We start from the raw sequence: 21,530 nt of genomic DNA on the forward strand, positions 1-21,530 counted from the left end.
AAAAACTACTATTATGAAAAAACTAATACTACTATTTTCGTTGGCGCTTTTAGCAAGCTGCGGAAATGAGACTAAAAAAGAAGCAACGTCAACTTCGGAAGAAGGACACGGACATTCACATTCTCAAGTTACGGACGAACACGGTTTGGCGCCTCATACCGAAAATACCATTCACCAATATGCACCAACGGTTGCCTTATTAAATAGTATCTACGAAGGTAATATTACGCCGCAACAAATGGTACAACAGGGTAACATTGGTATTGGAACCGTAAATCATTTGGCTGGCGAATTGGTTGCTGTAGACGGAGTGGTCTACACGATTGATGCCGAAGGCGGAATAGCAGAAGCACCGGAAGATTTAGAATCACCAAATATGACGATGATAAATTTTCAGCCGAAACAAACCGTAACTGTTGAAAATATTGAGTCGTATGAAGATTTAACTAGAGAACTTCAAAAATATTCAACCTCTAAAAATAGCTTTTACGCGTATAGAATTAAAGGTGAATTTAAGCACTTAAAAATGGCTTCTGCCCATAAAGTAGAGAATGAAGATGTGTCTTTATTTGAATATTTAGATACACGTGTAATGTATACTAGAGACAACATTAAGGGGACTTTGGTTGGCTTATTTACACCAGATTATTTAGGAAACATCGTAATTCCTGGAATGCATTTTCACTTCTTATCAGACGACATTAAACTTGGCGGACATTTAGAAGACATCAAATTTGATAAACTGTCTATTGAAATTCAAGAAGTAAACCAAGTTAATTTACAACTTCCAGAAACAGAAAAATTCAGGAATAAAGATTTAAAACAAGGTGCAGCACCAAAGGCTACAGCTAAACAAAACGGAAAATAATAATATTATGAAAAAGCACATAATATTAGTTTTAGCATTGTTTTTTTCTTTTACAACTATTGCGCAAAACACAAAAGAAGACAACTATAAAACAGGTGTAAAAATTGTAAACGAGGTAAATGGCGATGGCGCTTCAAAAGGTTTGGAAGCCGCTTTTAAAAGCGTGTCTCCAGATATGGCAGATTATATTATTCGCTATGGTTTTGGTGAAATTTACAACAGACCAGGTTTAGATTTTAAGACAAAAGAATTATTAATAATTGCTAGTCTTACTACACAAGCCAATGCAAAATCGCAATTAAAGTCGCATATGAAAGCTGCACTAAACCTTGGTGTAACTCCAGATGAGATTTCTGAAACGATGATTTTGTTGAGTCTCTATACTGGTTTTCCAGCTGCTAACAATGGGGTTTTTGCTTTGAAAGAAGTTTTAGATGAAACTAATTATGCTACCTCTTCTAAAATAAATTCTACGGATCAATTAATTAAAAACTGGGAATTAGAGGGTTTTGCTATGCCAGAATCTATAGTAGCTTCTCCAACTGAAGATTGGTTGTATGTTTCTAACGTAAATCAGAATGAAAAAGGATATATAAGCCGAATTACAAAAGCTGGTAAAGTAGATAATTATAAATGGGTTACAGGTTTAAATAACCCTGCTGGTTTAGTTTTATACCAAGACAAATTGTATGTAGGTGATGGTAAGGAACTTCATATAATTGATGTAAAAAAAGGTAAGCTGATAAATAGCTTTACATCAACAGATGTGGTTTCATTAAATGATGTTGTAGTTTCTAAAACTGGACAGGTTTTTATCTCTGATATTGCAGGCGGAAAAATTTTCACTTTAGAAAATAACAAACTAATAGTTTGGTTTCAAACACCAGAAATTAAGCATCCAAACGGAATTTTCATCCAAGATGATAATTTAATTATAGCTGATTTTGGTGCAGAATTATCATTAGAGTTAACTCCAGATAAGTATGGTAGTTTATATAAAGTCAACCTAAAAGACAAAACAGCTACGATGATTAAAAGTGGCTATCAATTAGGTGCTTTAGATGGTTTAGCAGTAGTTAAAGATGGATTTTTAGTTACAGGTGGTACGGTTAGCGATTTGTTTTTTATTAACGATAATGCCAAAAAGTTAATTGGAACTTTTCCAAAAGGTTTAGCAGATATAAGTATTCTAGGCAATACACTATACGCTCCAATTCTCTTTAGTAATAAAATTGAAGCTTTTTCAGTTCCAAATAATTTGGTTTCTAGCGAGACTATTGATGATAACTGGCATCGAATTAAAACAAAAGAGGAGTATTTAAAATTAGCTGCCGATAATTTTTATGGTGATAAAGAGGGTACATCAGTAGCTACTCACGACGGACAAATATTTGGAGTCTTTGGCGGAAAAATACTAACAGGAACTTGGGATTGGAAAGATGCTTTCTTTACTCGTACAAGTAAAATTGGCGATTTGGATTTGGGTTATGACGAAATTGTAATCGAAGTAAATGCTACACAGATGCGATTGACCTTAAAACAAGGTAAAGGGGCGACTGTAGTCTACGATAAAAAGTATGGAGCCTCTTTCTTAATAAAATCACAAAACATCAAGAAGGGCACAAAAGTACAGTCCAAGGGAGCATTTTTACCATTACTAAATTATAAGACATTTATAGATTTATAGTGTCATTAAAATTAACAAATAACTAAAATTAAAATTATGAAAAAAGTACAACTAACAGTAGTATTAATTGGTGCTATCTTATTTGCATCTTGTACAGACAATTCTGCGGAATTAAAAAAATTAAATGAAAACATTACAAATTTGGAATCTAAAATAGAAGTTCAAAATCAGGAGCAAGCGACTTTAGAGGCAAACAAAAAAGTAGTAACAGATTTTTATCAAGACCTCTTCGGAAACCAGAATTATCAAAACATGGATAAATATGTTGGTCCAGTTTACATTCAGCACAACCCTAATGTTGCAGATGGTAGAGAAGCGCTTAAAGAAATGTTACCTATTTGGTTAAAAGATGCTCCTAAATTTAAACTCAACTTCAATCTTATTGTTGCAGAAAAAGACCTAGTTTTTGTACAAGTAATTACAAATAAAGAAGGTGATAGAACCTCTACAATGGATGTTTTTAGAATTACAGACGGTAAAATTTCTGAACATTGGGATGCGTTTAACACCTTCAATAAAGGAGATAAATCTGCGAACGATAATCCTTTATTTTAATCAAATTCATCAAATATAATTTTTTAAAAAATACACCATATGAAAGCTATAGTATTAACAAAAGCAGGAGGTGTAGAAAATTTACATTTAAGTGAAATAGACATACCTCAAATTAATGATGATGAAATTTTGATAAAAACAGCTGCAATTTCATTAAACCCTGCAGATGTTAAACCAAAGTATTCTGATGAAATGCTAAATATGATTTACGGAACAGAAAGACCGTTAATTCTTTGTTGGGATATTTCTGGGACAATTACTAAAGTTGGTAAAAATGTGAGTCAATTTAAAGAAGGAGATAGGGTTTTTGGTATGGCAAATTTCCCTGGTAAAGGCGGTGCTTATGCAGAATATGTATCCACACCAGCATCAGGTTTTGCTAAAATTCCAGAAGCTATTTCATTTGTAGATGCAGCAGCAGCAACTCTTGCAGCATTAACAGCACTTCAGACTTTAAAAGGAAGAATAAAAGAAGAAGATAAAGTTTTAATACAAGGTGGTTCTGGCGGAGTTGGTCATTTTGCTGTTCAAATAGCCAAAGCAATGAATGCTTATGTTATTACTACAGCTTCAGGTGATAATAAAGAATTTATAAAATCTTTAGGAGCAGATGAGCTTATAGATTACAAAACTCAAAACTTTGAAGAGGAAGTTTCTAATCTAGATTTCGTTTTGGACATTTTTGGAGGAGAAATTCTAGAAAAATCAATGTCTTTATTAAAGCCTGAGGGTATTTTAGTATCTACTTTATTACAAGAAATACCTGAAGAATTAGAGCAAAAGGCAAAAAAACGTAATGTGGAACTACACGGTATTGTTGTTAATTCTAATAGTGAAGACATTAATACAATTGCATCTATGTTGGAAGCAGGAACCCTAAAACCGCATATACATAAGCTATTTCCTTTTGAAAAAATGAGAGAAGCACACACTGTTGTTGAAAAAGGAGGATTGACAGGAAAAGTGGTTGTCACCATTTAACTAATAACAGTCAGTAGTATAGCAATACTAATTTCGGTGCGACATATAATTTATAACCGAAATATTCAATTAATTATATTTTAAAACACACACAATATGAAAGCAATAGTATTAGAAAAAGCAGGAGGACCAGAAAACCTTCATTTAGCAGAAGTAGAAAAGCCAAGCATAAAAGAAAACGAAGTGTTAGTTGCTGTTAAAGCAATTTCATTAAACCCTGCAGATGTAAAACCAAAGTATGCTGACACAATGTTGGATTCAATGTACGGTAAAAATCGTCCAGTTATTTTAGGATGGGATATTGCAGGAACAGTAACTGAGGCTGGTACAGCCGTTACCGATTTTAAAGTAGGTGATACTGTTTTTGGGATGGTAAACTTTCCAGGAGCAGGTAAAGCATACGCGGAATTTGTTGCAGCTCCAGAAGCTCATTTAGCACTTATGCCAAGCAACGTTTCTTTTGAAGAAGCTGCTGCGACCACTTTGGCTGCTTTAACGGCATTACAAATTTTAGAAGGAAAAATTAATAAAGGAGATAAAGTTTTAATTCAAGCTGGTTCTGGTGGAGTTGGTCATTTTGCAATTCAAATAGCAAAGAGTTTTGGTGCGTATGTTATTGCAACTGCATCAGCTAAAAACAAAGATTTCATACTGTCTATTGGTGCAGATGAAGCTATAGATTATCACACACAAAAATTTGAAGAAATCTTATCTGATATCGCCTTTGTATTAGATACTCAAGGTGGTCAAGTATTAGTGAACTCCACTAAGGTTTTAAAAGATGGAGGAACAGTAATTACCACTTTTGGTATGGATATGCCCGAGGAAGCTAAAGCTATAGCAGAGAAAGAAAACAAAACGGTTTCTAATATTTTAGTGCATTCTAGCGCTAAAGATATGAACACTTTAAAAGGAATGTTAGAAAGTGGTGCTATTAAACCAAATATCTATAAAACCTTTGCTTTTGAAGATATGGCAGACGCACATAGAGAAGTTGAAAAAGGAAGAACAGTTGGTAAAGTAATTGTTACTATTTAAGAGCAATTTGGTTATGGAAAATAATAATTCTACAAATGCTTTAATTTTTAACAAAGATGCATCAAACCAGAAGAAAAGACCTTTTCTAGTAGATAAAGAAGAGTATCCTTTTAAAAGTAATTGGTATGACAAAGACGGTGTTTCGATGCACTACATAGATGAAGGAAAAGGCATACCTATTGTATTAGCACACGGAAATCCAGAATGGTCATTTATATATAGAAATATTATAAAAGAGTTATCTGGTGAAGCAAGATTAATAGCTTATGATTTACCAGGTTTTGGATTTTCAGATACGCCTAAAGATTTTGATTATACGCCACAGGAGCACGCAAAATGGGTAAAATCTTTGGTGCTTGATCATTTAAAACTTGAAAAGTTTATTTTGGTTGTGCAAGATTGGGGCGGACCAACTGCATTGCATCTTGCTACAAACCATCCAAATAGGATTCTAGGAACCGTTATTTCTAATACTTGGGCGTGGAAAGCGAATCCTGAATCAGAAAAATTTTCTAATTTCTTTAAAACGGAAGAAGGAAAGAGACTTATTTATGAGGAAAATTATTTTGTAAGAACATTGCTTTTAAAAAGTATGAATAAAAAATCTGGCAATAATCAAGCGATTATTAATGCTTATGAAATGGCATTTCCAACACCAGAATCTAGAAAAGGAACATTGATTTTTCCACAGCATATTACACTTTCAGAATCTTGGTTTCTAGAAATAGAAGAAAAATTACACCTTTTAGCAGACAAGCCAGTGGAATTGATTTTTGGTGAGAAAAATAGAACTCTAGGAAATCCAGAATCTATTGCTAAATGGCGTTCTTATTATCCAAATGCAAATGTTCAATTATTGCCTAATGCAGATCATTTTACGCAAGAGGAAAGCCCTGAGAGTTTTGTGTTTGCGCTTAGACGAATATTAAAAGAGCATAAGAATTCTATATAAATAGCAATAAAAAAACGAGATAAGATGATAAAAGTTATAGGTCAGTTTGAAGTAAAACCAGCATTCCGTTCTCAATTTAAAGAGGCTTTAATGACTGTAAAAAAGGGAAGTGTTGAAGAACCAGGATGTTTGGGAATTCGCTTGTTTGAAGATAAGCAAAACCCTAATATGTTTTTTGGATATGAATTGTTTACAGGAGAAGAGGCTGTGGCATTTCATCGTTCTCAACCCTACGAACTAAAACTAGCAGAATTAGCAAATGAAGCACTTGTAAATCCACCTAAAGCTTATGTTTTGATTGGTGAAGTTTCCGCAGAAAAAGGAGTTGAAGAGTTTAGCAGTACTGCAAATTCAGCAGAACTACGTGTTATTGCTTTGTTTGATATTAAAGCTGATGAAAACAAAAAACTGATCGCACAATACGAGAAGCAAATTCCGAATGTGCGAGCACAAGATGATTGTGTTTCTTTCAATGCATATACGGTTTTAGAAAATCCAAATCAGTTAGTGGTTATTGAAGAATGGAAGACGCAAGAATTTGCTCAGAAGTTTTCTACAACAGACGCACTTTCTATGGAAACAGGTAAAGTGTTATCAGAAACATTAGAACGTCCTATTCCAGAATATTTACATCAAGTAAACGAGATATGAAAAATTCAATTTACACAATAGTAGTACTGCTAGTCATTGTATTAGCAGGATGTAAGGACAAAGAAGTGCCAAAAGTTTCAACAGATAAAGAAAGTGAGGAGCTAATTGCTAACGATTTTTCTGTAGCTATAAAATGGGAATTAGACGGGTTTAAAATGCCGGAATCTGTGTATGCCTCACCAAATCATAAATGGTTGTATGTTTCTAACACCAATGGTGCAGCACCTGGTTTTATAAGTCGAGTTTCTAAAGATGGAGTAATTGACAACCTTAATTGGACTACCGGATTAACTGCTCCTACAGGTTCTGATATTTATAAAAACACCTTGTATGTTGCCGACCAAAAGCAAGTGCATCTTATAAATCTAGATAACGGAAGTATCATAAAAAGTTACACAGACAACGAAGCAGGTTCTTTAAATGACTTAACCATAAACCAAAAAACAGGACAAGTTTTTATTTCTGATGTGCCTGGAGGTAAAATTTACACTATTGAGAATGACAAATTAGTGGTGTGGTTACAGTCGGATAAAATTCCGTTTCCGAATGGTGTTTTTGTAGAAAACAACACGTTGGTTGTTGCTAATTACGGATTAGAAAATGGAGAAGGATTAATGCGAAAAGAATGGAAACCTGAAGATTTTGGTTCATTATATAACATTGATATCACCTCTAAAAAGGTAACGTTAATTACTTCTTCAAATAAAAAAGGAGTGTTTGATGGTGTTACATCTTTTAACGGTGTTTTACTTGCCAGCAGTAACCCAACAGGACAATTATTCACGTTTGATGGTGATAAAAGCTATTTAATTGATGCGTCTTCCAAAGGAATTGCAGACATTAATACAGATGGTAAAATCATTTATGCACCTTATATTTTCGATAATAAATTGATTGCCTACCAGCCCGTTTCTTGGGATAGAATTACTACTAAAGAAGATTATATAGAAAAAGGAGCCGACAATTATTATGGTGATGAAGGTGGAGCGTCTATTGCTACAAGTGACGGAATAATTAAAGGAAACTTTGGCGGACAAGAATTAAAAGGAACTTGGGATTGGCAAGGCGAATATTTCTGTAGAACAAGTACACTAGGAACGATGGATTTAGGTTCAGACTGTATTCAGATTGATGTTACAGATACTAAAATGCGATTAATTTTAAATAAAGGAACAGGAATGTCTGTAGTTTATGATAAAAAGAAAGACCCAGAAATTACCATTTTATCAACTTTTAAAATAAAATCGGATAAGATTGATTTGTTTAAAAAGGAAATGCTAGCCAATCAAGATGTGGTGCGTAAAGAGGCTGGAACTTTAGAAATGAAGTTGTTTCAAGATAAAAACAATCCAGAAAATTTTTTGGTCTTCGGAATAAATGAAGGAGAAAAGACTTTAGAATCTCATACGGAAGCAGTAGACAAAAGAGGAATTGCAGATCGCGTAAAATCGGCTTTGATAGAAGCGCCTAAAACCTTGTTTTTAAATAACGAAAAACCATTACCAACTAATAATTTTAGTCAAATTAAAGTGGACAATAATGAAGTGTTATTGTTTTTCATTTTTGAAATTAAAGAAGGCTATAAAGAAGAGTTTGTGAAACAATTAATAAAGCACACAGAACTTACCAGACAAGAAGAAGGCAACATCCGTTTTGATTTTTACAGCATTAAAGGAAAAGAAAATTCTTTTGCATTGCAACAACGTTGGAAAAATGATGAAGCTGGTGTTACCCACAGAAAACAATCGTATACACAGGTTACAGATAAATTAATGAAAGAGGCTATTATAGCATCTTCGCAGCAAGAATTTTTTGTGAATCAGATAGAAAAATAGAAAAGAGAAATCCTAAAACTTTTAATCAGAGCGGTTTTTCTTAACGAAATCATAAAGTATTCAATTGAAATCTATTAAGGCATAAAAGTACACTAGATGGGACCATTTTTACCATTCCCCTCCTTTCTAATCCTTCTAGTTTTGCCTTGTATTTAATTAACAATAAATCAATTTAAAACATTCACTATATGAAAGCTATTGTATTAGAAAAAGCTGGAGGACCCGAGAACCTTCACTTAGCAGAAGTAGCAAAACCAACTATTAAGGATAATGAAGTGCTTGTTGGCGTAGAAGCAATTTCACTTAATCCTGCAGATGTAAAACCAAAGTATCAGGAACCCATGTTGGATTCAATGTACGGTAAAAACCGTCCTGTTATTTTAGGTTGGGATATTGCAGGCACAGTAACTGAGGCTGGTACAGCCGTTTCCGATTTTAAAGTAGGTGATGCTGTTTTTGGAATGGTAAACTTTCCAGGAGCAGGTAAAGCATACGCAGAATTTGTTGCAGCACCAGAAGCTCATTTAGCACTCATGCCAAGTAACGTTTCTTTTGAAGAAGCTGCAGCAACTACTTTGGCTGCTTTAACGGCTTTACAAATATTAGAAGGAAAAATTAAAAAAGGTGACAGAGTTTTAATACAGGCAGGTTCTGGTGGTGTTGGTCATTTTGCAATACAAATAGCAAAAAGCTTTGGTGCGTATGTAATTACTACTGCTTCAGCAAAAAACAAAGATTTTGTACTATCTATTGGTGCAGATGAAGCTATTGATTATCATACCCAAAAATTTGAAGAGTTGTTGTCTGATATAGACTTTGTTTTAGATACTCAAGGTGGTCAGGTATTAGTGAACTCCACTAAGGTTTTAAAAGATGGAGGAACAGTAATTACCACTTTTGGTATGGATATGCCCGAAGAAGCTAAAGCTATAGCAGAGAAAGGAAACAAAACGGTTTCTAATATTTTAGTGCATTCAAGCGCTAAAGACATGAACACTTTAAAAGGAATGTTAGAAAGCGGAGCTATTAAACCAAACATCTATAAAACCTTTGCTTTTGAAGACATGGCAGACGCACATAGAGAAGTAGAAAAAGGAAGAACGGTTGGCAAAGTGATTGTTACTCTTTAATTAAGAACATATAAAACATACCGAAAATGAAAACACAAGAAGAATTACCTAATTACACCAAAAAAATATTTGTTGGTGGCGAATGGAAAGACGGAAAAGGACCAGTAATAAAAGATATTAACCCTTGGAATCAAGAGGAATTATTTTCTTTAAGTAGTGCAACAGAAGATGATGTAAATGAAGCTTTTGAAACGGCTGCAATTGCGCAAAAAAAATGGGCTGCAGTATTACCTCCAGAAAAGAGCAGAATGATGCAGAAACTAGCTACGGTTGTTAGAAATCGTAAACAAGAGTTTGCAGAATGGGCACGAAAAGAAGTAGGAGCAACTTTAGCGAAAGGCTATTTTGAAGCTGAGTTAGTAGCTAGTGTTTTTGAAAGCGCTGTGCATTTACCATTATTAGTAGAAGGTAAAATTTTACCAAGAGATATAGAGGGTAAAGAATCTATTGCAGTAAGAAAACCATTAGGAGTCATTGGTCTAATTTCTCCTTGGAATTTCCCTGGACAATTAACTGCGCGTACTTTAGGTCCTGCCTTAGCAGTAGGTAATGCAGTGGTTTTAAAACCAGCATCGACATCTATAGTGACTGGAGGATTAATTTTTGCTTCATTTTTAGAAGAAGCAGGTTTCCCAAAAGGGTTATTAAGTGTATTACCTGGTGGTGGTAGTACTATTGGGACAGCAATTACAAAGCATCCAATCTCAAAATTAATTTCTTTTACAGGTTCAACTCCGGTTGGTCGTCAAGTAGGGCAAAATGCGTTGAGTGCCGATATTATTAAAAATATCGAATTAGAATTGGGTGGTAACAGCCCGTTTGTAGTACTTGAAGATGCAGATATTGATCAAGCTGTAGAAGCTGCTGCTTGGGGTAAATTTATGAACCAAGGTCAGATTTGTATGGCTATAAACAGAATTATCGTAGAAGATAAAGTCTATGACGAATTCACAGAGAAGTTTATTGCAAAAGTAAAAACCTTAAAACGTTTAGATATGAATGATCCTGACACGTTTGTAGGACCAATCATAGATCAAGCACAATTTGACACCGTTAAAAACTTAATAGACCAAGCTAAAGCACAAGGTTATAAAATGGCTTTAGGTGGTGAAGCAGATGGCTTACATATGCCGCCACACGTTTTTGTAGATACAGATGAAAACTGTCCGTTATTCAAAAACGAGATTTTTGGACCTGCAGTATCTATTACACGTGCTAAAGATATGGAAGACGCATTGCGTTTAGCTAATGCTACAGATTTTGGTTTGTCTAGTTCTGTATTTACACAAGACGAAGCTAAAGGAATGGCATTTGCACAAGGTATTGAAGCTGGTATGACGCATATTAATGACCAACCGGTAAATGATAGTGCTTATGCACCATTTGGAGGTGTTAAAAACTCAGGTTTAGGTCGTTTTAATGGACAATGGGGAGTTAAATCGTTTACCGTAGCACATTGGATTACCATTCAGAAAACACCAAGAAAATATCCGTTTAAAGCATCAGATTTTCAATAGAAACAGGTAAAGTTTTATTTGTAACATTAGATAGCTCTATTCTTGAATATCTACATCAAATAAGCGAGCTTAAACACTATTAATCATTTAGTATAAATTCTTTTTTAACTAAACTGATCTAGGTCATTTGTAGGGCTTTTATTGAGGAGTAGTTTCGCCAATATAAGCTTTTAAATAGATGACCTAGTTTAGTAATTAAAGACAGTCATTAATATGGCTTAAGAGTAGTACAGATGATAATAGTATAATTTAAAATCGTTAAGATTTTCTAAGACGAAAACCAAAAAAAATGACAACCAACTTTAAAATAGTAGTAGCTTTTTGCTTTACAATGCTAGGTGCTTATGCCTTTGCACAAGATAGCATAGATACACTATCAGTAAAACAACAAAATAATACAAAAGACAATCAGGATCCGCTTCCGGTTCGAGAAAAAAGGAGTCGTTATAATGAGAATCGGAAATCGAAGAAAATATCTCTCGATTTCATTGGTTATATTAAACTGATTGGCGGAGTCGATTTAGGGAATATTCAAAATACTAGCGAGTTTTATCCCAGTAAAATTCCCATTTATCCAACCTTGCGTGAAGAAAAACCTCGTAGTTTTTTAGATGCTAGACAAACACGACTTGCTGTAGATGGTGAGTATGAGGTGTCTAGTACCGATAAAGTACACATTTATGTGGAAATGGATTTTTTCAACACAGAAGCGGCTACCAGCTTTGTACCACATTTACGCCATGCTTACGGAGAATATAAAGGGTTTTTAATTGGTCAAACGTGGAGTACCATGAAAAACACGTCAGCTTTTCCTGTACAAGTAGATTTCGAAGGACCTAATAGTATTACAGGACCTAGAAATCCAATGATTAGATATACGCAGTCCATCAATAACAAATATTCTTATGCTGTAGCTTTAGAAACGCATAGCGAAGATTATACCCCTTTTGATGCTAATATAGATGACAGTATGGCTTTTTTATATGTTCCAGATTTAATAGGATATATACAAAAGAACGGTAACTGGGGAAACCTTAGACTAACAGGGATTCTTAAAAACATGTCATATACAAATACCAGCTCAGATGCTATTAAAAGCATAACTAGTGGAGGTGCAGCGGTTTCTGGTATCGTTAAATTTTTTAATAGAAAAGAAATTAATGATGACATTCGGTTTAGCTACACGTATGGAGTTGGCATTGCACATTACATAAACGATTTAAGAGGTCAAGGTTTAGATGCCGCACCAGATAATATAGGCGATATGTCACCAATACCTGTTATGGGCGGTTTTGTAGCCTACAAGCATGCATGGAGTAAAACAGCAACTTCTAGTGCTGTTTTTAGCTTTACGAGTATTGATAATTCTGATTATACAGAAGATAATATGTATGATTTTTCTACGTATGGCGCAGTAAATTATATGTGGTCTCCTGTAGATAGATTGGATTATGGAATAGAACTTATTTATGGAAAAAATCAAAATAAATTAGGTGATAACGGCGTAGGATACCGGGCACAATTCATGGCAATCTACCACCTATAATCTAACTACAAATCAGAACTAAAATTAAAATAAATTATGGAAATTATTTACGATACACTCAGAAATTTCCCTTATCTCACCTTGTTTTTAGCAATTGCTATTGGGTATTTTGTAGGGAAGTTTAAAATTGGAAAATTCACCCTTGGTGGTGTAGCAGGTACATTAATTATGGCTGTTGTTATTGGTCAAGTTGGTGGGTTTGAAATTAGTGGAGAAGTTAAAAGCCTCTTCTTTGCTTTGTTTATTTTTATGGTAGGTTATTTAGGTGGTCCGCAATTTTTTGCTTCATTAAAATTATCCTCCTTAAAGTTTTTAGTAGCCGCATTTTCAATGACCGTTTTAGGATTATTAGCTGTAGTCGGTCTTTCAATGTGGATGGGGCTTGACAAAGGTATGGCAGCCGGATTGGCTGCCGGAGGATTAACGCAATCTGCAATAATTGGTACAGCAGGAGAAGCGATAGATAAATTAGGATTAGCCACAGAAGCAGCTAAAATTATGAAAACAAACGTAGCTGTTGGTTATTCTATTACTTACATCTTTGGTTCTATTGGTCCAATTTTAATGGTCTCTTTTATTCCTATAGTAATGAAATGGGATATTAGAGCAGAGGCTAAGAAACTAGCAGCAAAACTTGGTGGTAGTAAAGAAATGGTTGAAGGCGAATTTGATCCGATCAAAAGGGTAGATACTAGAGTATTCAAAACTTCAAAAACATCAAAGTATTTGAGTAAAACAGTTCAAGATTTTGAAGCTGATTTTGATTCTAATTTAACCGTAGAACTTGTTATTAGCGATGGTAAAAACATAGAGCCTACTGTAGATTTTCAAATTAAAGAAGGCGATATTTTATTTGTAACAGGATTAATAACTGCCTTTTCTAATGCTAGTAATACTTTAGGTGAAGAGATTTCAGAATTTGGAGGAAATATTGATTTTACAGAAGAGCAAAGACACGTTATCATTTCAAACAAAAAACTAAAAGGCAAGACATTAGCTGAAATTCGTAAGCAATTAGGTTTAACTAAAACACACGGTGTTTATATAAATAGCATTGTTAGAATGTCTCATGAATTAGCGGTTTTAGATAATACCGAAATTCATGCTGGTGACGAAATTACATTGGTAGGTAAGACCAAAGACTTAGATAGAATAGAAAAAGAAATAGGATACAAGCCAACGTCAATCAATAGTACAGATTTTATAGTCTTTGGTTTAGGGATGGTCGTTGGTTATTTAATAGGCGAAATTAATTTTGATATCAATGGAACAAACGTTGCGTTAGGCTCAGGATTAGGATGTTTAGTTTCTGGATTAATCATTGGTTTTTTGAGAACAAAACACCCGAAAATGGGAGGTATAAACGTTGGTGCTGCTAGTTTTATTCAAACTTTTGGACTTGCTGTTTTTGTAGGTATCGTTGGTTTAAATGCTGGTGCACCTGCTTTTCAAGCTATTCTAAAAAGCGGTATTACCTTATTCCTTTTAGGGATTTTAGTAACAATGATTCCTATGATTGTTCAGTTTGTTATCAACTTCTATATTTTAAAAATAAAAAATCCTGTAGAAGCTCTAGGAGTTCTTACAGGTAGTAAAAGTGCCAATCCAGCATTCTCATCTCTATTAGATAAAACACAAAACGCAACACCAACGCCAACATTTACAATGACATACGCGGTTGCAAATATATTTTTAACACTTTGGGGACCAATAATTATTGCATTGATGCCTTAAATTATAAAACACATTATAATGAAAAAACAAGAAGAAGTAGAACTTAATACGTTAAGTCCGTTTGAAGTAAAAGATACACTAATAAAACTAGCAAAATCAAATCATCAGCATTCCATGATTAATGCGGGTAGAGGTAATCCAAACTGGATTGCAACAAAGCCTAGAGATGCCTTTTTTCAACTTGGTTTATTTGGTTTAGAAGAAAGCAAAAGACAATTTCAGGAACTAGATGGTTTTGGTGGAATCACAGATAAAGATGGTATTACAAAAAGATTTCAAGCATATTTAGCTTTAAATAAAAATGTTATTGGATTACGTTATTTAAATGACTTATTTCAATTTGCTGTGGCTAATTATGGTATAGATTCAGACGATTTAATGTTTGAATGGGTTAATGGTATTATTGGAAATAATTATCCAGAACCAGGGCGCATGTTAAAGCATTCTGAAACTATTGCTCATGCTTATTTAATGAAAGAAATGAGCGCAGGAGCAACGCCTCCAGAATCAAAATATGATGTATTTGCTACAGAAGGTGGTACAGCTGCTATGGTTTACATATTCAATTCTTTAAAAGCAAACAAGTTTTTAAAAGCAGGAGATACCATTGCTATTGGGACGCCTATTTTTACGCCTTATTTTGAAATGCCAGCGTTAAAAGATTACGATTTAAAAATGGTCTTGATTAATTCAGACGAAAACGATAACTGGCAAATTCCAGATTCTGAAATCGATAAACTAAAGGATACCAAAGTAAAAGCATTCTTTTTAGTGAATCCAAGTAATCCGCCCTCAGTAAAATTAAGTGAGACTACGTTAGATAAAATTGCCAAAATAGCAAAAGATAGAGAAGACTTGATTTTATTGACTGATGATGTTTATGGATCGTTTACAGAAAACTTTACATCACTAGCAATTAAAGCTCCTGAGAGTACCATTCTAGTGTATTCTTATTCAAAATATTTTGGAGCTACAGGTTGGAGACTTGGTGTAATAGCATTGAATGAAAATAATAATTTTGATAAAATGTTAGCCAAACTTCCTGAGGAAGATAAAGTAGAATTGCGAGAGCGTTATGGAACTATTTCATTAAATCCAGATGGTATAAAAATGATAGATCGTTTTGTTGCCGATAGTCGTAGTGTAGCTTTAAACCATACTGCTGGTTTATCTACACCACAACAAATTCAAATGTCTCTATTCTCTTTAGCAACTTTAATTGATACTGAAAACAAGTATAAAAAAGATGTAAAAAAATTGGTTAGAAATAGATATGATAAACTTTATAAAGACTTACCTGGTAAACCATTAATATCTGAAGATAATAAGAATGCAGCATATTATTACACCTTGGTAGATTTCCTGAATTTAGCTAGAGATAAATACAATGAAGCATTTAGTAAATGGGTTGGCGAGAATTATAACGCTCTAGATCCAGTAATTCGCTTGGCTGAAGAAGAATCTATTGTAGCTATGCCAGGTGGTGGTTTTGACGGTCCCGATTGGACTATTAGATTTTCACTAGCAAATTCTTATTCTGAAGATTTTGAAAAAATAAGCATCCTCATAAATGATATTCTAGATGAATATTATAATGAATTTCAAAAAATTTAAATAGGATTAAGAAAATATCCTTTTAAAGTATGAAATTTTCTTTCAATAGAAAAAAGGTTATACTAAAATGCACCCATTAATCACGTGACTAATGGGTGCATTTGTTATTTAACACTAAAAAGGTGTCTTTATTTTACATCACTCTTTATAAAAATGGGCTTAGGATTTGATATTTCTAAATTGTTATTAGAATCTTCTGCCATTTCTTTTCTAATTTGCTTTATAGTTAATGTACTTCCGTCATGACTCCAGCCAGGCGCAGCAAAGGCATACTTAAATTTATGATACCAATTGCTAGATTTTTTCATATCATCCCAAATGTTTTTATACTCGTGCGTTAAAATAATAAACAAGTTATAAGATTCAGGAGGAACAGAAACACCATACTTTATATCAATAGAATGGTCTATTTTTTTCCAGGTTCCAAAAATACGATCAAATACATTTAGGATCCCACCATGATTTTTGTCCATATATTCAATATTTTGGGCGTGATGTACTTGGTGCATGGTATGTGTATTTAAAAAGGTCTCTAAAAACCCTAAATTTTTGACATATTGCGTATGGAGTTGAAATTGCCATAGCGCTTCAATACCCATACAAACGACCAACATTTCTGGCGGGAAACCTATAATTACAATCCAAACATAAAAAAAAGGCTTGTAAAAAATAGTAAACCAACCATTACGTACAGCTGTTCCTAAATTAAAGTTGTCTGAGGAATGATGTACAATATGTGCAGCCCATAAAAAACGAACCATATGATTTTGTCTATGAAACCAGTAATAAGAATAATCGTCTAACAGCATACAGATAATCCAAACGTACCAAGCATATCCAAAAGATTGCCATCCCATAATGTTTGTTCGTACACCATCCACAATAGGATTAAAGAGTTCATAAGCAAAATTAAAGACTAATATCACGGCAACTGTTTTTACCAGTGCGCCAATTACTGCCGATCCTATTCCAAGCGATAGACTTGAAAAAAAATCTTTCCATTTGTATAATTCGTTGTTGTCATGAGTTTTGCTGTAGGTAAGCTCTATTGCGATAAAGCCCAAAAAACAAGGGACTCCATAGACTAACGGGTTTGTAAAATCCATTTAATATATAATTTAGGGGTAAGCATTAGTATAACGGAATTTCCACTATACATTTCATATTTGAGCAATATACTTCAATTTATTACAATTTAGCCTTGATTATAAAATCTTTAGAAATTATACTGAAGCCTTATGTTGAATGTTTTTAGAAAATTTATATTCGGATAAACAATAATTAAAACAAGTATTGTAAAGCGATTCTGTAATACTATTCTTAAAGAAACGGAGGTATGGACTTCTATTTTAAATGGATAAAATTATCTGGCTCAGATAAATGCTGGATTAATTTTTATTCGTCTCAGCATTTATTATATTATGAATTCAAATAATTTGATTTGCTTTTTAAGTAGGATAATTATTTGAAAATAAGTGGTAATTGCTTTGGTGGAACAGAAGTAATTCGATTTTTTTGCAGACTATAATTTCACTATAATGGATAACTTAATTACATTTTCAATTACCGTATTTACAGGTTTTTTTGCTATAACCAACCCGATATCAAATATGACTGTCTTTGTTTCTTTAACCAAAGGCGCTAATAGAGATACAAAAAGAGCTATTAATAAAAAAGCAAATATTATAGCTTTTATAATTGTAACGGTTTTTATTTTATTAGGTAAGTATATCTTCGAGTTATTTAATATTAGTATTCCTGCGTTTAAAATAACGGGGGGTATTTTAATCTTTTTTATTGGTTTTGATATGTTACAGTCAAAACAATCCAATGTGAAAAGTTTAAATGATGTGCATATTGATGAAGATATTGCAGTATCACCGCTAGCTATACCAATTTTAGCAGGTCCCGGAACTATTGTAACGGCTATGAATTTTGTATCTAATGCAGCTCCTTTACAGATGTTTTTAGTCATTGCTATTTTTGGATCAATGAGCTTATTAACTTTTTTTACTTTCAAATTAAGTGATCTTATTGTAAAAATGGTTGGGCATAATGTAATTTCTGTAATAGGTAAGATAATGGGATTAATTATCGCTATTATTGGTACAGGTATGATTATTCAGGGAATCAAGATTTCATTTGACTTAATCGCTAAATAAATTAATTAAAGAGTAATAAGTATTGATTACTTAATTAGATAAATGTGATGTTATTATTAGGCATTATCTATTCTCCTAAATAGAATACATAAAGTCTTTAAGTTTCAACATTAACCATTTTTATTACTATAATTAATTTCACAGACTGTAATGCAATTAGTGTAGAAGCATATAAACAGGAAAGAATAGTTGAATTAGGAGCATTTATAGGGACTGTAATAACGGGAATTTATGAAGGAATTTTAAATGGTGCTTATAATGTAACGTCCGATTTAATAAAAGCAGCTGGACGAGCACATAAGCCGACGTTAGAGCTTATCAAACAACTAAAACGTAGCTCGACAAGGTAACTAGGTTTAGATTAGGTAAATGCTGTCTAATTAAAAGAATTTTTCTTTGACGTCCTCAGCTTTAATTACTTTAGTTTCTGAAATAAATTTCATGAAAAGATAAATGGCTAAAATATGGGAGATTACTATTAGTACAGTGAAGGTAGAGTTGTAAGATATAAATTCGTTTATAGGTGATAGTCCCATATGAAACATATTAAATAGTACTGAACCTAATAAAAATGTAGCATGGTCATAATTATCATTGACATAAATCATGGCACAAATGATAACAAAACATAATAGGCATAAAGCAGTGAATAAAACAAAAAGGAGCATACCCTCAGGCAGGTAATTAATTATTAAATCTAAAACAGAATAGAGAATATAACTTGCCAATAAAAAACCAATAAAAACTGATAAAAACAAAACAGCTTTTAGTTTTCCTTTATTGAGATACTTTCTAATAATTAAAGTAGAACAGATTAAATATGTGGAGGTTAAAATTGTAATCCACATAAAATAGGCGTCGTAATCATAAAAAGTCAGAAAATCAGAGAGGACTATTGCTAATAGAGCAACTATAAAAAGTGCTTTTGATTTATGTCTTGTACGATTAATATATTTTAATAAAATGGTAAACACTAATGTTGGCATAAAGTATCTCAATACTCGACTGTCCATAGTAATACTAACTATAACCGTAGCAAGAAAGCAGATATAAAATAAAAAGTCGAAGCGGCTTTTTTGTTTGAGTACGTTAAAAGAAAACAACGTTTTAAGATTCATTTAAACAGTAAAGTCTTATAATATAAGGTTGATAGATTCAAATTTAATTAATAGTATTAGAAAAAGGCGCTAATTCAATTATATTAATAACTAAAATATAAAATTTAACGTTTGTTTCGTAGTAAAATTTCATCCCACAGTTAGCTATGGATAAAAGGTATGGAAAAATAATTAGAGGGTGTAAGCGACAGTTGTACAAAAAGATTAATTTATTAGGTATTATTTAATTATTGGCACTATCTTTGTAACTTAATAAAGTATTAATAATAAAATTACATTACAATGAGTAAAGGAACAGTAAAATTTTTCAACGACACTAAAGGTTTTGGATTCATCACTGAAGAAGGAGTTGATAAAGACCACTTTGTACACATTTCTGGATTAATCGATGAGATTAGAGAAGGTGACGAAGTTGAATTTGACTTACAAGAAGGAAACAAAGGATTAAACGCGGTTAACGTAAAAGTTATCTAAGATATATCTATATATTTTCAAAAAAAAGCCCATCTAGTTTTAGATGGGCTTTTTTAATATACCAATGTTGCACTCCAAAAAAGAGTGATTATATTTGCACGAAGTAGTTTTAGTAATTTATGAGTGATAATAACACAAATCAAGACATACAAAATTGTATTTTGACATTACAACGTTTAGTAGACGATACTAATCAACTGTTTGATATGCCAGAAGAACAACGCGTTGCATTATATAAAGTAGCAGGAGAATTATCTAGACCAAATCGTGACGAGTTTCAACGTAGACGTAAGGATGCTAAAAAAGCAGCAAAACGTAAAATGATTGAGAGCGATAAGCACGCTAGAAAAACAACAGGAATACGATCTGCAAGAGAAGCGACTTTATTTGTGGCGCCAAAATTATTGGCTGCAGCTGTAATCCCTGAAGATACGCCGGAGTTAGAATCACCAAGAAATTGTTATGTATGTAAAACAGTGTACACAAAATTGCATCATTTTTATGATACGATGTGTACAGATTGTGGCGATTTAAATTATGCTAAGCGTTTTCAAACAACAGATTTAAAAGATCAAGTGGCCGTAATTACAGGGTCTAGATTAAAAATCGGATACCATATTACATTAATGCTATTACGCTCAGGGGCGACAGTTGTAGCAACAACGCGTTTCCCTGCCGATTCTGCTATTCGTTTTTCTAAAGAGGATGATTATAAAGATTGGAGTGATCGTTTACACATACATGGCTTAGATTTAAGACATATTCCAAGTGTAGAAATATTTTGTAATTACATCGAACAAAAATACGATCGCTTAGATATTTTAATTAATAATGCAGCACAAACAGTAAGGCGTCCGTCTGGTTTTTATTTCCATTTAATGGAGAATGAAAAACTTCCAATAGACCAATTGCCTAAACTAGCACAAACGTTACTACAGGATCACGAAAGTTGTTTGGAAGAATTATCAAGCTTAAGTGTTGGCCCTTCTAAAACAGATAAAAATAATGTATTACCGGTAACTTGGCATGGTCCAGAACCTGGTATTGGTTTACGTAGCTCTGCAGAATTATCTCAAATACCATACAGTTTTGACAATTCGTTACAAACGGAAGAGGTTTTTCCTGAAGGACAATTAGATGCCGATTTACAACAAGTCGATTTGCGTAAAACAAATAGTTGGCGTTTAAAATTAGGTGAAATTGAAACTACAGAAATGGTAGAAGTACAGTTGGTAAATGCTGTAGCTCCATTTGTACTATGTAATCGTTTGTCTAATATAATGATGAAAGAAAACACAGGTAAAAAACATATTATTAATGTGTCCGCAATGGAAGGGAAGTTTCATCGTTTTAAGAAGGAAGACCGACACCCACATACTAATATGGCAAAAGCAGCCTTGAATATGTTAACGCATACCTCTGCTACAACTTTTGCTAAATCTGGTATTTATATGAATGCTGTTGATACAGGTTGGGTTACAGATGAAGATCCTGCAGCATTATCTAAACAAAAGGTAGAAGTACACGATTTTCAACCGCCTTTGGATATTGTAGATGGTGCAGCCCGTGTTATGGATCCGTTAATTGATGGTATTAACACAGGAAAACATTGGTGTGGTAAATTTTTAAAAGACTATTTTCCTATAGATTGGTAGACAGTCATCCCTT

General features: G+C 33.2%; 18 protein-coding genes. 16 read left to right on the top strand and 2 right to left on the bottom strand.

Annotated elements, in window-relative coordinates:
* Nucleotides 1–13: 13 nt before the first annotated feature.
* From budA to E9099_RS16435, 13 genes are all read left to right on the top strand, one after another.
* The gene (gene budA, locus E9099_RS16375; protein ID WP_083477218.1) at nucleotides 14–868 is read left to right on the top strand and encodes an acetolactate decarboxylase; all 855 of its coding nucleotides are present in this window, start codon (nucleotides 14–16) and stop codon (nucleotides 866–868) included.
* A 7-nt stretch (nucleotides 869–875) separates the two neighbouring features.
* Nucleotides 876–2,555, top strand: a complete 1,680-nt coding sequence (locus tag E9099_RS16380; RefSeq protein ID WP_136584591.1) for a carboxymuconolactone decarboxylase family protein — start codon at nucleotides 876–878, stop codon at nucleotides 2,553–2,555.
* 36 nt (nucleotides 2,556–2,591) lie between these two features.
* Nucleotides 2,592–3,110, top strand: coding sequence for an ester cyclase (locus tag E9099_RS16385; protein ID WP_136584592.1), 519 nt, complete (start codon nucleotides 2,592–2,594; stop codon nucleotides 3,108–3,110).
* Between the two features lie 39 nt (nucleotides 3,111–3,149).
* Nucleotides 3,150–4,091 carry an NADP-dependent oxidoreductase gene (locus tag E9099_RS16390; RefSeq protein ID WP_136584593.1) on the top strand — a complete coding sequence of 314 codons (942 nt, stop codon included), beginning with the start codon at nucleotides 3,150–3,152 and terminating at the stop codon, nucleotides 4,089–4,091.
* 96 nt (nucleotides 4,092–4,187) lie between these two features.
* A complete protein-coding gene (locus E9099_RS16395) occupies nucleotides 4,188–5,129 on the top strand; it encodes an NADP-dependent oxidoreductase (protein WP_136584594.1) in 942 nt (313 codons plus the stop codon).
* A gap of 13 nt (nucleotides 5,130–5,142) precedes the next feature.
* Entirely contained in the window at nucleotides 5,143–6,081 is a 939-nt protein-coding gene (locus E9099_RS16400; RefSeq protein WP_136584595.1) for an alpha/beta fold hydrolase, read from the top strand.
* A gap of 24 nt (nucleotides 6,082–6,105) precedes the next feature.
* Nucleotides 6,106–6,732, top strand: a complete 627-nt coding sequence (locus tag E9099_RS16405) for a putative quinol monooxygenase (protein WP_136584596.1) — start codon at nucleotides 6,106–6,108, stop codon at nucleotides 6,730–6,732.
* Nucleotides 6,729–8,567, top strand: a complete 1,839-nt coding sequence (locus tag E9099_RS16410; RefSeq protein WP_136584597.1) for an antibiotic biosynthesis monooxygenase — start codon at nucleotides 6,729–6,731, stop codon at nucleotides 8,565–8,567. Before E9099_RS16405 ends, E9099_RS16410 begins: the two co-directional genes overlap by 4 nt.
* Nucleotides 8,568–8,755: 188 nt before the next feature.
* Nucleotides 8,756–9,697: an NADP-dependent oxidoreductase gene (locus E9099_RS16415; RefSeq protein WP_136584598.1), complete on the top strand. Its 942-nt coding sequence runs from the start codon at nucleotides 8,756–8,758 to the stop codon at nucleotides 9,695–9,697.
* A 26-nt stretch (nucleotides 9,698–9,723) separates the two neighbouring features.
* Nucleotides 9,724–11,214, top strand: coding sequence for an aldehyde dehydrogenase family protein (locus tag E9099_RS16420; RefSeq protein ID WP_136584599.1), 1,491 nt, complete (start codon nucleotides 9,724–9,726; stop codon nucleotides 11,212–11,214).
* Between the two features lie 289 nt (nucleotides 11,215–11,503).
* A complete protein-coding gene (locus E9099_RS16425; RefSeq protein ID WP_136584600.1) occupies nucleotides 11,504–12,760 on the top strand; it encodes a DcaP family trimeric outer membrane transporter in 1,257 nt (418 codons plus the stop codon).
* A 36-nt stretch (nucleotides 12,761–12,796) separates the two neighbouring features.
* The gene (gene aspT, locus E9099_RS16430) at nucleotides 12,797–14,494 is read left to right on the top strand and encodes an aspartate-alanine antiporter (protein ID WP_136584601.1); all 1,698 of its coding nucleotides are present in this window, start codon (nucleotides 12,797–12,799) and stop codon (nucleotides 14,492–14,494) included.
* An 18-nt stretch (nucleotides 14,495–14,512) separates the two neighbouring features.
* Complete coding sequence (locus E9099_RS16435; RefSeq protein WP_136584602.1) at nucleotides 14,513–16,108, top strand: bifunctional aspartate transaminase/aspartate 4-decarboxylase; 1,596 nt, start codon at nucleotides 14,513–14,515, stop codon at nucleotides 16,106–16,108.
* Between the two features lie 128 nt (nucleotides 16,109–16,236).
* On the opposite strand, the gene E9099_RS16440 is transcribed toward E9099_RS16435, so the two are convergent.
* Entirely contained in the window at nucleotides 16,237–17,214 is a 978-nt protein-coding gene (locus tag E9099_RS16440) for a sterol desaturase family protein (RefSeq protein ID WP_136584603.1), read from the bottom strand.
* Between the two features lie 432 nt (nucleotides 17,215–17,646).
* On the opposite strand from E9099_RS16440, the gene E9099_RS16445 reads away from it, so the two are divergent.
* Nucleotides 17,647–18,270 carry a MarC family protein gene (locus E9099_RS16445; protein WP_101018636.1) on the top strand — a complete coding sequence of 208 codons (624 nt, stop codon included), beginning with the start codon at nucleotides 17,647–17,649 and terminating at the stop codon, nucleotides 18,268–18,270.
* 380 nt (nucleotides 18,271–18,650) lie between these two features.
* On the opposite strand, the gene E9099_RS16450 is transcribed toward E9099_RS16445, so the two are convergent.
* Nucleotides 18,651–19,283 (bottom strand): hypothetical protein, encoded by a 633-nt coding sequence (locus E9099_RS16450; RefSeq protein WP_136584604.1) that lies wholly within the window; start codon nucleotides 19,281–19,283, stop codon nucleotides 18,651–18,653.
* Between the two features lie 387 nt (nucleotides 19,284–19,670).
* Here E9099_RS16450 and E9099_RS16455 point away from each other — a divergent pair, with 387 nt between their 5' ends.
* Together E9099_RS16455 and E9099_RS16460 are read left to right on the top strand one after the other, a co-directional pair.
* Entirely contained in the window at nucleotides 19,671–19,862 is a 192-nt protein-coding gene (locus E9099_RS16455) for a cold-shock protein (RefSeq protein WP_028282170.1), read from the top strand.
* A 119-nt stretch (nucleotides 19,863–19,981) separates the two neighbouring features.
* Entirely contained in the window at nucleotides 19,982–21,517 is a 1,536-nt protein-coding gene (locus E9099_RS16460; RefSeq protein ID WP_136584605.1) for an SDR family NAD(P)-dependent oxidoreductase, read from the top strand.
* Nucleotides 21,518–21,530: the final 13 nt, after the last annotated feature.

Origin of the sequence: Psychroserpens sp. NJDZ02, assembly GCF_004843725.1 — a bacterium.
Taxonomy (GTDB): Bacteria; Bacteroidota; Bacteroidia; order Flavobacteriales; family Flavobacteriaceae; genus Olleya.